Raw genomic sequence first — 12,990 nt, 5'->3', positions numbered from 1 at the left:
CGATTTTAAATTACTTTATATTTTTAATATGATTAGAAAATAGGATTTTTATAACTTAACACTACTAGCTGCTCTAGTTATTTAGGATTACTGTTGTGATTGGCACATACTAAGAGAGACTGCCGATGGCTAAACCCCGTCAATCATCCTTTCGTCGGATTTTAGTATCAAAAATCTTGCTTCTGTTAGTTCCGGTTTTATTGATAGGGGAGATTGTAGCCTATAAAAAGGCACGTTCTAGCCTTCTGGAAACTGCCCGTCAAAATTTAACAGAAAGTGCCGTTATCAAAGGTGAAAAAATTGTAGAGACGAGCGCTGCCTTGAAAACAAACTTGCTCAGTGCAAGTCAAACAACGGTTATCCAGTCAGGTTCGCCTCTGGAAGTAAAACGATTTCTTAATCAAGTAGCCCAACGACTACCAAGGCAAATAGAGTGTATTCAGCTGACGCAGCCAGAAAGCGGTAATGTTGTTGCAAGTACTTGCGGTGATCAACCAATTGGTGAATTAAAATTTCCCATACCCAATGATGGGATTAATGTTGAAGCTATTTTACCACCCAAGCTGGGAACAACTGGTAGAAAAGACTTACCAAATCAACTACGATTGCTGTTATCATCTCCCATCTACGATAGTATGGGAGACTTACGTTATGCCTTGATTTTTCGTGTGACAATACTCCAAGAAAAAGGGCGAACTAAGCCAGGTTCGCTAACAGGCTCAACGATGGTTATTGCTGATGATGGAACAATTATGGCACACCCAATTCCTAGTCGCGTTGGGACTAATATTGCTCAACATACAGATGCTGGGCGACTCAAAAAAATTCTAAAAGCTGGTCTGGCTGGTAATAAATATTTTCTGCATTTATTTTTTGAAAATGAAGGTGAAGAATTACTTGCTGGCTATACTGCCATACCCAGTCCTTTAACAGAAGGGCAAGAGGGAAAATGGGTGATTATAGCCGTTACAGAATTGGATAATGCTTTATATGGTCTTGAGGGAATTAAACTTATCCTCATTGTTTTAACATTGGGTTTAATTGGCGCCAGTGTTTTGGCGTCGCTGTATTTAGCTCGTTATTTGGCACGTCCTGTAGAACAATTGCGAGACTACGCTATAAATCTTCACTTGAACCAATCAACACAACCAATTCCTGACAACTTCAAAATTCGGGAGTTTAACCAATTAGCGCAAGCACTCGGGCAAATGGTTGAACGGTTGAAAGCTTGGGCAGAAGAATTGGAAATAGCATGGAAAGAAGCAAAAGCTGCCAATCAGGTGAAAACTCAGTTTTTAGCGACGACTTCCCATGAGTTGAGAAACCCGCTACATACCATCATTAGTTGTGTTCGTCTGGTTCGAGATGGTATGTGCGATGATCGAGAAGAAGAAATGGAGTTTCTCAGTCGTGTAGATGACGCAGCTATTCACTTATTAGGCATTATTAATGATTTACTTGATATTTCCAAAATAGAAGCAGGAAAGCTTTCAGTAGTTCTGCAACCTATTGATCTACGGCAAGTTCTTATAGAGGTTATCAACATACAATCAGTGAATGTTCAACAAAAAGGCTTGCAACTAAATATCCCTCAACTGAATGAGACAATTCCAGTTAATGCTGATGCAGCCAAGCTTAAACAAGTGCTGATTAATGTCATCGGTAATGCAACTAAGTTTACCGAACAAGGAAGCATTACAATCTCAACAGAAATTCAACGTATAAATGATAAATCTGAAGTCATTATTTCTGTTACAGATACAGGTATAGGAATTGATCCCGCTCAACAACAAAAACTATTTCGCCCTTTTGTGATGGTGGATGGTTCAGATTCACGTAAATTTGGTGGTACAGGATTAGGACTTGCCATTTCACGAAATTTAATGGAACTAATGGGGGGTACTATTACTCTTGAGAGTGCAGGTCTTGATCAAGGCACAACAATGATAGTAACTTTGCCTTTAATTGATGATCCACTGTTACCAGGCGCAGGAAGAAAAGAAAATTCACACAACCTCGGTGTTCCCTTTGGGGATCAAGCAGTAAGAGGGGTAAAGCAAACAGCAGAAGAAGTTAGTTTACAAAAAAACTGCTTTCCGTCTACTGTTAACAAGGAATTGAATAATTCAACACTGAGTGTATAAAATGCAAAGTTTTGATACTTCCACAGCTACGCTACGCAGTCACTGAATTTTGGATTTTGGATTTTAAATTTTAGATTGACAAGGCAGCTTTCGGGTAAGAAGCTTCTTACCCGAAACGTGCCGCCCCATATCTGTAAGACAGGGGCTTGAAACCCTTTTTTAGATTCTAGATTTTAATCCAAAATCCAAAATCTAAAATCTAAAATTGTCTCGGTCATCCGGCAAATTAAGAAAAGTATTGTAGCCGTGCTGCCCAAAAACCGTAGAATTTCAGTCTTCATTTGGATCAAGAAAAACAGGCTTGCCACCATTATTAAGAGATTCTGTCAAAGCAGCAAGAATTTGCACCAACTGCGTGCCTACCTTACCAGAGGACACTTTGGAGGGACTATTTTCAAGCACACAAGTGATAAAGTGATTGCACACTCGCCCTAATGGTTCACCTGTTTCTATTTCCAGCACTTGTTGCTTCTGATTCACAGGAATAAATCGATTTTCTTGCACCTCAAACTCGCCGTGCAGTATCGTCAAAGGTGAAGTACGAGACATTTCATCAAAAATCAGACTGCCAAGATTTCCAACAACTCCTAGTCGTCGTTGTTTATCAGGATTAAGCCAACATAAGTGAATATACGCTTGAAAGTTGTTCGGATATGTAAGTGTCACCCAGACGAGGTCGGATAATCCTTGGACTAGAGAGGAATTTGACTGCTCCCCTGCAAGCTTTGGTTGCAGCCACACTGTACCTGTTGCTTGTACTTTCACTGGAATTTGATTTAGCCAAGAATTAAAGATGGCAATATCGTGAATGGCTAAGTCCCAGAGTGCATCAACATCTTGGCGAACTGGTCCTAAATGAGTGCGAGTAGCGTAACCATAACGTAAATCACCTAATTGACGCGCCTGTACAACAGCTTTCCCTTGCTCAACTGCTGGGTGAAATAAGTAGGTGTGGTCAATTATCAGGTGTCGTTCCTGTTTTTGGGCAAGTTGGCACAGTTCTTGACATTCTGCTGGGTTAAGAGTTAAAGGCTTTTCTGCTAAAACGTGGTAACCCCAATGCAAAGCATCGCTAATTAAGGAGTAATGCGTGCTGGCGGGAGTGGCAATAACAACGGCTTCTAAACCTTCCACTTGCTGTATTGCTTGCCACTCTGTTGTCAATAGAATTTCGTCACCTAAGTTATGCTGCCGTTTCACCCCCGCCAAACATTCTGGGTTCGGATCGACTACCGCCACTACACTTGCTTGCGGATGTTCTAAAAAATTTCTTAGCAAATGAACGCCCCAACGTCCAACACCAATTACAGCAATTTTAATTTTTTTAGTCATTAGTCATTAGTTATTGTCATTAGCCATGACGTAGACGCCCACCAGAAGCCTTATCCCGTTGCTACAGTTCCGTATGCCCCGTACTGTAGGCATACAAAGTAGCGTCTGCTGACAGGAGAAGAAAGAGTAAGACAAAAGATAACTCACATTAGCTTATCATCTACTTTTTTATTTCAGGGCTTTTCCTGATTATCCAGTGATAAAAAAGCAACTTTTGCAGCAGCTTGTTCGGCAGCTTTGATAGAGCGTCCCTTTCCTTGACCGAGTTTTTGTCCGTGTAGCCATACCTCAGCCAGGAAACGCTCTTGAATGTGCTGGGGTTGATTCATTTCCATGACTCGATATTCAGGTAAGACTTTATACTTTGCTTGAGTCCATTCTTGCAGGGCGGCTTTGTAATTAAATCTAGCCGGATCGAGGCGAATTTCTGCTGCAAGTTTTTTGAAATGAGGATCTAGCCAAGAGCGGATCAGTTCGAGACTGTGTGTACTTAAATAAAGAGCACCTAAAATTGCTTCAAAAGCATCAGCCAGTCTTGACTCTTGACCAACTTTATCAGCAGTCGCACTGCCTGCAACAAGTAAATGTAACTCCAAGCCGTATTCTCTGGCTAGTTGGGCGAGAATGCGATCGCTCACCAACACCGAACGAATAGCTGCAAAATCTCCCACTGGACAATTAGGATAAGTTTCCCATAGAACAATAGCAGCCACTAATCGCACGACTGCATCGCCGACAAACTCCAAATGTTCATAATTTGCTGACTCGGAGACAGTGGGATGAGTCAGCGCTAAGTCCAGCAGTTGCCACTTTATCGGCGCATCTGCCTCAAGACCTAATTTTCTGACTAAGCTTTCGAGTTGTCGTTGACGGCGTGGATAAGCAATGCTCATTAGTTATTAATCATGAGTCAGAAGCGATCAGTCTTTAGTCATTGCTTGTTAACAAACGACTAAAGACTAATAAGAAAGGACAAAAAAGAGAGAGAGAGTCGGAACGTAAGCCGGGTTCTGTTCTCTTTTATAGAAACGTAACATATTACGTTTCTAGATTTAAGAGGGCGGTTATCTATCTGGGACGCTTGTTACCAAACGCCTCTAGCGGATCTTATGAGAGCGGAACTGGTAAAAGACCAACCGTAGTTCCTTCACCTTGCTCCCAACCGGGGTTTACCGAGCCATGATCTCTCGATCATGCTGGTGCGCTCTTACCGCACCTTTGCACCCTTACCCTCTTCAGTTACCATTTATCAGTTACCAGTTATCAGTTACCAGTTATCAGTTATAAGGTAGGAAACGGACTCGTCCACCCCTTGTTCACTGTTCACTGTTTACTGTTGACTGTTGACTGTTGACTGTTGACTGAAAAAGGGCGGTATGTTTCTGTGGCACTATCCTCGCGATCGCTCGCACTGGGAGTTACCCAGCAAGTCTGGTCTTTCGGGAGCCCGGACTTTCCTCAAACCAGTTTCAACGAAACTAGTCTGTAACCACCTGCGCCTACTCTCTCCCAATATCCAGTGTAATCTTTGAATGACCGAACCACTCGTTTAAGTTTACCGCCTCTGATTCCAAGGCAAGGCATACGTCCAAGGGAGTTTTCTAACAGTGAAGGGACACTTGACAATGCAAAGGGGAGGTGCTTTTGTACCGTGAGCGATACCAATATTTGTTTCGGCTAGCCTGAACACTAAATCTAGTGAGAAATCAAAGTCACGTTTTCTGCTCATAAATCTGTTAAATTCTTTTCTTTGTGCCCTGATAATGCTTGTTTTCCATTTGAGGACATTGGCTATCGAGGTTTTTGTTGCTGTGTATTTTCCAGATAACTTATCGAACTCGAAAACACTTTCAGATGAAACTGATTCTTTTAGTGTTTTTTTAGGAACAATGAGACTGGGGCTTTGAGACACGCCTAAGTCACGAGTGATGTCTGGTGACATCCGAATAACTCGCTTTGAGGTTCCGTCAAATTCCTCAAAAGCGCAATTGTCCCAATCAACGTATATTGCTACATCCTGAGATTTATTTTCGATATTAATTGACAAAGATTGTGGTTTTTCAATATCGTGCGTTTTTGCCAGTCCCCCAAAACTAATCCCAATCATGTCTTGAAGACTTTGTTCTTTCAGTTGTTCGTCTACAGATGCTTTATTAAAATCTATTTTTATTTGTTCGGCAATTGACTCAATCATTTGATTGATGGTGTAACTAATGCCAATTATATAAAGCGTCAAAATTAGTAAATTGTTGTCAGTGTTTCCCATAATTTTAGTCTATAAACTCCTTTGTATTCACTTTTTATCTTCCACTGAGTGCTCATGTCAAATTTTGGCATCAGGATTAATTTTAGAAAAATTCTTAAACCAGCCTCTCCGCCAAAAGAATAAGACCTGCACAATCGCAATTACTGCCATCACTGCTAAACACATAGGATAACCCCAATACCAATTGAGTTCAGGCATATTCAATGGCGATTTTTCCGTACTGAAATTCATACCATAAATTCCGGCGAGAAAAGTGAGGGGAATAAAAATTGACGATATAACAGTCAAAAACTTCATAACTTCATTCATTTTGTTACTTACTGCCGAAAGATAAACATCCATCAATCCTGTGGCAAGTTCCCGGTAAGTTTCTAGCATATCCATTACCTGCACCGTATGGTCATAACAGTCTCGCAAGTAAATTCTCACTTCTTCACTGATGAGTTCACTGCCATCGCGAATCAAAGAATTTATTGCATCCCGTTGAGGCCAGATGTAGCGACGCAGTTGTAACAATTCTCGCCTGATTTGATAAATTTTTTGTAGTGTGTGCCGCGAAGGATTTAGCATGACTTCTTCTTCTAAATCTTCAATTTGCTCACCATAATCCTCCAGAACAGGAAAATAACCATCGATAATTGCATCCAATAAACTATAGGCTAAATAATCTGCTTGGCGCTTGCGGATAATACCTTTGTTGTTACAAATTCGCGCTCGCACTCCTTCTAAGCAATCATGATCTGGTTCTTCTTGTACTGTAAGTAAATAATTTTTTCCTAGCACCAGACTCACTTGCTCACTATAAAATCCATATTTTTTTTCTTTTGGCACAACCATTCGGCAAATAATCACCAAATGGTCTTCATAATCTTCTATTTTTGGACGCTCTACCAAATTGACAATATCTTCTAGAACTAAAGGATGTAAATCAAACACATTTCCCAGTCTTCGCAAAATGCCTTCATCCCCTAAACCTTGGACTTCTACCCAAGAAACAGATGCTGTATCTAGATAAGAAGCGCACTCTTCCGGGGTTTTGATTTGTTTACGGATAACATCGCGAGTATTATAGTCGATCAATGTCATCTGTGGTGGTGAAGCATCTGTGGGAATAATGATGGTTCCTGGTATGCTTGCTGGTTGGTGATAGAACTCATCTTCGTTATCAGGTTTAGTGAGCATTTTAGGGGAGCGACGAACTTTTCTTGCCATGAATTTTACCTAATTGAGTTATTAGTCATGAGTTATTAGTCATTTTTTTCTGACTTGGTGACTCTCGACTTTTGGTAACGCGATGGATCGAATTTCTCTCTATTATTTATCAGTAATTTCTGTAGTACTATAGTGCATTTGTTCTATAAGTAGATTTTAGTTCTCATTTTATTATGAGAGCGGTATCTTCTGTGTCTTATATTAAAGGCAGCTCAGATATCCATTTCATAAAAGCGATCTTCAACACAGCCAAGACCACTATAAATTAGCAATACCATGAAAAAACAGTTTGGCTTGAAAAGACAAACTGCTTCAAAAATCTTAATACAATATTTGATTAAGTAGATCAACATTACTCCGCTGACTGCGTGCAAGATTACTTTGCTTTTTGTGCGACGGGCTGGACGCGCAAACCCTCTGTTTCATCAACTGTAGGAGTGGTAATCAGCGATTCATTTCCTGTCAGACCTGAGGTAATTTCTATTTCAGTGCCGTAATCTCGCCCAACGCCAACTTTTTGATAATGCACTGTCTGGTTTTTGGTGACAGTTGCGACCTGAGTACCCTCGGCGTTAACTACTAGGGCACTACCAGGTATAACAAAGGGAGGATTAGGGCGGTTGATGGCAAATTTGACAGTGGCATACATCCCTGGTCGCAGCGCACCGTCCAAATTCTGCACTTCTAACTGTGTCAGCAAAGTGCGAGTATTTGGATCTATGGCATTGCTAGTACGCACTACTTTACCCGAAAACACTCGTTGTGGTAACTCTCTAACTGTAATTTGTGCTGTTTGACCAGCTTGAACTAACGCTGATGAACTTTGTGGAACAGAAACATTCACGTTCAGGGCATCGTAAGCAGCAATGGTATAAAGGCTAGTATTGGTACTGCTAGTACCAGTGGTATTACTAGTACTGGTGGTATTGCTAGTATTGGTATTGCCAGTACCTCCTGTAATCAAAGCACCTGAATTTACGTTACGTGCGGTAATGACTCCTGCAAAGGGAGCAGTTACTTTCTTATAAGACTGTAGTACAGAATAACGTTGGAAATTTGCCCGACTAGCAAAGACGTTAGCTTGTGCTGCCTCGACATTGGCAGAGTCTGAATTAACAGTATTTTGTGCTGCTTCAACGTTAGCTAAATTAGCCTGATATGTGGCATATCTTGTATCTGCATCTTGTTGAGCGACTGCACCTTGGTTGACAAGAACTTTCCAGCGTTGCCAGCTTTGAAGTGCTAATAGCAGGTTAGCGCGGGCTTGCTTCAAATCAGCAACACCTTTAGCTAAACTAGCACGAGTTTGAGACACATTGGCTTGTGCTTGTGCTAACTCAGCTTTAGCTTGCAGAACTTGCTGATCGGTGTCTGGTGAGTCAATCTCTGCCAACAACTGACCAGCCTGTACGCGATCGCCAATGTCTGCGTACCACCGCCGCAAATACCCAGTACTACGAGCGTAAATGGTCGTTTGGTTAAGGGCTACAACACTGCCAGGCAGTTCCAAATTGGTTGTAGCAGCAGCGCGATGAGCAGTCATAACGTTGACTGAGGGTAGAGTGCTTGCTTCCTTGACTGCTGCTTCTAATTCTGACCTTTGGCTTAACCGGGGCAAAATACCTATAGCTAGTAAGCTACCAAAAAAAACAGTACCAATTATAGCCCAACCAATTCCACCGATACCGTGCCTTTGTTGTCTAGAAGTCCTTTCTTGTTGAGAATCCATAGGTAAGCTGTCCCATATTATCGAATTTGTATAAATTTAGTAGCTACGTTCATTACCATTATTGGCTTTGACAATTTTGAAATTTGAATTGCTTATCGTCGCTCCGCTTCCTAGGAACCTCACCCTGCCCTATCGGGCATCCCTCACGCCAGGTGCTATCTCCTTCGGAGACGCTGCGCGTTCGCGTAGCGTGCGCCTTGCGCTTACAAGTCGGCAAAGCCGCCCAACGCACTGGCTCTCCTTATCAAGGAGAGGGAAAAATTTTAGCTACGTTCAAAGTGAAGGTGAGGTTGTCACAAGTGTGTAGACTTTTGCTTGAGTGTGGGGGTATAGGGCAACGTTCAAGTACAAGCCTACACACCCCATACACTGTTGCCAACTGGCTAGGGTGTGAATCCCCATAATCTTGACAAGGCAGGTTACGTTCGGAAGTTCCGAACGTAACCTGCTGCCCCTTACCCCTGTTCAAGACTTACCTTGGGATGATGACAAGGAGTATGCGGTATGCTTATCCACCAGAGTTAAATCCTCATCATCCTCATCAAAACGACGAGGTTGTTGACGCCGTAATATGCTGTATACAACAGGTACAAAGATGAGAGTAGCGACTGTTGCAGCCGACAAGCCGCCAATCACAGCACGACCTAAGGGTGCATTCTGTTCACCACCTTCACCAAGACCAAGAGACATTGGGATCATACCAATGAGCATCGCTAAGGCAGTCATCAGCACAGGACGTAACCGCGTGTAACCCGCTGCCTGGGCTGCTTTATAAGCATTTTGCCCTTCAAAACGCTGGTCATTAGCAAAAGTAATCATTAGAATACTGTTTGATGTCGCTACACCTATACTCATAATTGCACCCATTAACGAAGGGACACTGAAGGTGGTGTGAGTGACAAACAGCATCCAGACAATACCAGCCAAGGCACTTGGTAGTGCCATCATGATAATCAGGGGATCAAGCCAGGATTGGAAGTTCACTACCATTAAGCAGTAAACCAGCACAATCGCAAACACCAGTCCCAAACCAAGTCCAAGGAATGAAGAGTTCATTGTTTGCACTTGCCCGCGTACAGTAATCTGACTACCGCGAGGCAACTTTTTCTTATAATCAGCTATGATTTTATCCACATCACGGGCAACTCCCCCAAGGTCACGACCAGAGGAGTTAGCGTAGATATCGTAAACCTGCTGAATGTTGTAGTGATTGACAACTTGCATCACTGTGTCGCGTCTAACAGTAGCCAAATTATCTAAAACTTGGGGTGCGGTTTGACCGTTGCCAATAGGCGTATTCTTGAGGCTGTCAATAGAGTCAATTTTGTACTGTGGAACTTGTACAGCAAGAGTGTAACTCACACCTTTTTTGGGATCAAGCCATTGGTTGACTGCCGCTTGACCGCTTGAACTTAAGGAAGTGAGGACGCTATTGGCAACATCACGCTGGGTCAGACCCAATTGTTGAGCCTGGGTGCGGTCTACATCAAGACGTAACTCTGGGGCATCGATAACTTGCTGCATGTGTACATCTACAGCACCAGGAACGCGTGTCATCCGCGCTTCGATTTGTTTGGCAATTTCAAAGTTTTTCTTTGAGTTTTGCACAGGACCAGAGATTTGAACGTCAACAGCAGCAGGCAAACCGAAATTTAGAATTTGAGTAACAATATCTGCTGGTTCAAAAAAGAAGGTGTAACTAGGAAATGTCGCTTTCAATTTCGGGCGTAGTTGCTTGATGTAAGAAAAAGTAGAACCAGCTTCTTTTAGCGAGACAAGAATATCAGCATCAGCCGGACCAATTGTGGCACCGTTGTAGCCATAGGTAAGGTTAATACCACTGTTGGGTAAGCCGATGTTATCCAAAATCAGAGCGAGATTGTCCTTCGGTACAGTCTGGCGGATAACACTTTCTACTTGACTGACAATTTTTTCTGTCTCTTCCAAGCGGGTACCAGGTAAAGCCCGAACATGCAGACTAAACTGACCACCATCGACATCAGGGAAAAAGTCTTGACCAACAAACGGCAACAAAACTCCTGCACTGACTATAAAAGCGCCGAACACCACAAAGACTATGCTGCGGTAATTTAATGCTGAGGTCAGGACATTGTAGTACCAGTTGCGAAATTTCTCAAATTGTCGGTTAAATTTTTCGTGCAGCCGCCAGATCCAGTCTTTCTTGACAGGTTGGGTCTTTTGTGTCGTGTGCTCTGAAGTTTGGTGGTGGTTGTCATGACCATTATTTTGGACTGACGAATCAGTGTTGTGGTTGTCGGGGCGATAGCTTCGCTGCTGCGCGGAGCGCAGATCGTGAATTTCGATTGGCGAATGAGTGTTGTAGTTGTCACGACCATTGTTCTGGACTGGTGAATCTATATTATGGCGATCGCCATTCCTATTATGGTCTTGGACTTGGGAATCATCTATATTATGGCGATCGCCATGATCATTATGAGCTTGGCTTTCTTCTCTATGCAAGTCAGCTTCATATGGTAGCAAATAGCTTGCCATCGTCGGTACTACAGTCCGAGATAGCAGATAGGAAGCAAGCATGGCAAATACCACCGCCATCGCCAAGGGAACAAACAGGTACTTTGCCACTCCACTCAGAAACACGACGGGTACAAAGACAATACAAATACATAATGTTGCTACAAGTGCTGGAGTTGCGATTTGCTGAGCACCATCTAAGATTGCTCGCTTGATTGGTTTACCTTGTGCGAGATTTCGGTGGATATTTTCAATTTCGACTGTGGCGTCATCTACGAGAATACCGACAGCTAAGGACATACCACCCAAAGTCATGATGTTAAAAGTTTGTCCTAAACGACTCATCACAATAATCGAAACCAGCATCGAGAGTGGAATCGAGACGGCTACGATCACAGTGCTGCGCCAACTTCCCAGGAAAATCAGAATCATCAGCGCGGTGAGAGTAGCTGCAATCAATCCTTCTTTAAGAACACCTTCAATGGAAGCTTTAACAAATATGGATTGATCGAACAAAAATGATAAATTTAGTCCTGGGGGCATGGTGGATTGAATGCGAGGCAAAGCTTTTTTTACCCGATCAATCACATCAATAGTTGAGGCACTGCCACTCTTAAGAATACTGAGTAAGCTTGATCGCCTTCCATTCTGACGTACAACGTTACTTTGCACGGCAAACCCATCTCGTACTTGGGCGACATCGCGAATGTAAATCACGGTACCGTTGACTTGCTTAATTGGCAAGTCGTTGAGGCCTGCCACCACATCTGGACTATTATTGATTCGTACGGCGAAGTCGCGAGTGCCTATCTTCATATTGCCTGCGGGCAATACCAAGTTTTGGGCACTAACAGCGTTAGTCACGTCTTGGGCAGAAACACCTTTAGCCAACATCGCCTGGGGGTCGATATCAACCATAATTTGCCGAGGTTTACCACCATAAGGCAAAGGTACACTTGCCCCTTGCACTGTTGCTAACTGGGTGCGGACGAAGTTGGTAGCATAGTCGTTGAGCGCTTGTTCCGGCAAGCTTTGGCTGCTCACACTCATCTGGATAATCGGTACACTCGAAGCGTTGTACTGAATGATGAATGGCGGTGTGATACCAGGTGGCAGAGGGCGCAGAATTGTTTGGCTGACAGAGGTAATTTGAGCGACCGCTGAGGCTATATCAGCGTTGGGTTGGAAGAAAACCTTGACGACACTAACACCACTTAAAGATTGAGACTCAATGTGTTCAATGTCACCAACGGTTGTTGTCATGGCGCGTTCGCTAATTGTAACGATTCGCTGTGCCATCTCTTCTGGTGTAGTACCTGTGTAAGTCCAAACTACGCTGACAACCGGAATGTTGATTGATGGAAAAATATCAACAGGTGTGCCAAATATTGTTACCACACCTAGAATAACAATCATCAAGGCAGCGATTACGAATGTATACGGAAGACGTAAAGCAATTTTGACGATCCACATGCAATTCCCCCTGAAATGCGTTTGCTGCAAATGCCCCCAACTCGCATTGTTAGAAGCTGCTTGTAAATAGACATTAACCTAGGGCTAATGCATCTAAATCTCACAAAACACAGTTGAAACTTATTTAAATTTATGGTAAGTAAAAGAATCGGGTTTATGGCTAAAGCTGATTTTTGTGATAGATAAAGATGTCAGCGAAGTTATAAGTTTGTGAGTCAAACTATTATGGTACATATAATAAGAATACGAATTATTACAAGATAAGTAAAGTAAAGTTATTAGCTGGAGTTTAGACTAACTGGAGTTTAGACTAAAAGCGATATGAGGGAATGTAAGTCAAA

The 12,990-nt window shown here is 42.6% G+C and carries 7 protein-coding genes and 1 other RNA gene; 1 reads left to right on the top strand and 7 read right to left on the bottom strand.

Going from position 1 to position 12,990, the window contains the following annotated elements; translation table 11 throughout:
• Positions 1-125 precede the first annotated feature (125 nt).
• Complete coding sequence (locus tag DP114_RS26385; RefSeq protein WP_171977525.1) at positions 126-2,144, top strand: ATP-binding protein; 2,019 nt, start codon at positions 126-128, stop codon at positions 2,142-2,144.
• Between the two features lie 270 nt (positions 2,145-2,414).
• Here the strand turns inward: DP114_RS26385 and DP114_RS26380 are convergent, their stop codons facing one another.
• From DP114_RS26380 to DP114_RS34530, 7 genes are all read right to left on the bottom strand, one after another.
• The gene (locus DP114_RS26380) at positions 2,415-3,476 is read right to left on the bottom strand and encodes a Gfo/Idh/MocA family protein (protein WP_171977524.1); all 1,062 of its coding nucleotides are present in this window, start codon (positions 3,474-3,476) and stop codon (positions 2,415-2,417) included.
• 173 nt (positions 3,477-3,649) lie between these two features.
• Positions 3,650-4,369, bottom strand: coding sequence for a ribonuclease III (rnc, locus tag DP114_RS26375; protein ID WP_169267024.1), 720 nt, complete (start codon positions 4,367-4,369; stop codon positions 3,650-3,652).
• A gap of 90 nt (positions 4,370-4,459) precedes the next feature.
• Positions 4,460-4,982: RNase P RNA component class A (rnpB, locus tag DP114_RS26370), an RNA gene on the bottom strand.
• A gap of 49 nt (positions 4,983-5,031) precedes the next feature.
• Positions 5,032-5,742 carry a hypothetical protein gene (locus DP114_RS26365; RefSeq protein WP_171977523.1) on the bottom strand — a complete coding sequence of 237 codons (711 nt, stop codon included), beginning with the start codon at positions 5,740-5,742 and terminating at the stop codon, positions 5,032-5,034.
• Between the two features lie 57 nt (positions 5,743-5,799).
• Entirely contained in the window at positions 5,800-6,954 is a 1,155-nt protein-coding gene (corA, locus tag DP114_RS26360; RefSeq protein ID WP_169267023.1) for a magnesium/cobalt transporter CorA, read from the bottom strand.
• A gap of 376 nt (positions 6,955-7,330) precedes the next feature.
• The gene (locus DP114_RS26355) at positions 7,331-8,683 is read right to left on the bottom strand and encodes an efflux RND transporter periplasmic adaptor subunit (protein WP_171977522.1); all 1,353 of its coding nucleotides are present in this window, start codon (positions 8,681-8,683) and stop codon (positions 7,331-7,333) included.
• A gap of 465 nt (positions 8,684-9,148) precedes the next feature.
• On the bottom strand, positions 9,149-12,649 hold the full coding sequence (locus DP114_RS34530; RefSeq protein ID WP_216669942.1) for an efflux RND transporter permease subunit: 3,501 nt from the start codon (positions 12,647-12,649) through the stop codon (positions 9,149-9,151).
• Positions 12,650-12,990: the final 341 nt, after the last annotated feature.

This window comes from Brasilonema sennae CENA114 (assembly GCF_006968745.1).
In the GTDB taxonomy this organism is placed as follows: Bacteria; Cyanobacteriota; Cyanobacteriia; order Cyanobacteriales; family Nostocaceae; genus Brasilonema; species Brasilonema sennae.
The sequence above is the reverse complement of the archived record's forward strand: the minus strand, read 5'-3'. Positions and strand labels throughout refer to the sequence as shown.

Excerpts from the sequence above, each read along its gene's own strand:
- DP114_RS26380 (WP_171977524.1), bottom strand. The coding sequence starts at position 3,476 with ATGACTAAAAAAATTAAAATTGCTGTAATTGGTGTTGGACGTTGGGGC.
- DP114_RS26355 (WP_171977522.1), bottom strand. The coding sequence starts at position 8,683 with ATGGATTCTCAACAAGAAAGGACTTCTAGACAACAAAGGCACGGTATC.
- DP114_RS34530 (WP_216669942.1), bottom strand. The coding sequence starts at position 12,649 with ATGTGGATCGTCAAAATTGCTTTACGTCTTCCGTATACATTCGTAATC.
- corA (WP_169267023.1), bottom strand. The coding sequence starts at position 6,954 with ATGGCAAGAAAAGTTCGTCGCTCCCCTAAAATGCTCACTAAACCTGAT.
- rnc (WP_169267024.1), bottom strand. The coding sequence starts at position 4,369 with ATGAGCATTGCTTATCCACGCCGTCAACGACAACTCGAAAGCTTAGTC.
- DP114_RS26385 (WP_171977525.1), top strand. The coding sequence starts at position 126 with ATGGCTAAACCCCGTCAATCATCCTTTCGTCGGATTTTAGTATCAAAA.
- DP114_RS26365 (WP_171977523.1), bottom strand. The coding sequence starts at position 5,742 with ATGGGAAACACTGACAACAATTTACTAATTTTGACGCTTTATATAATT.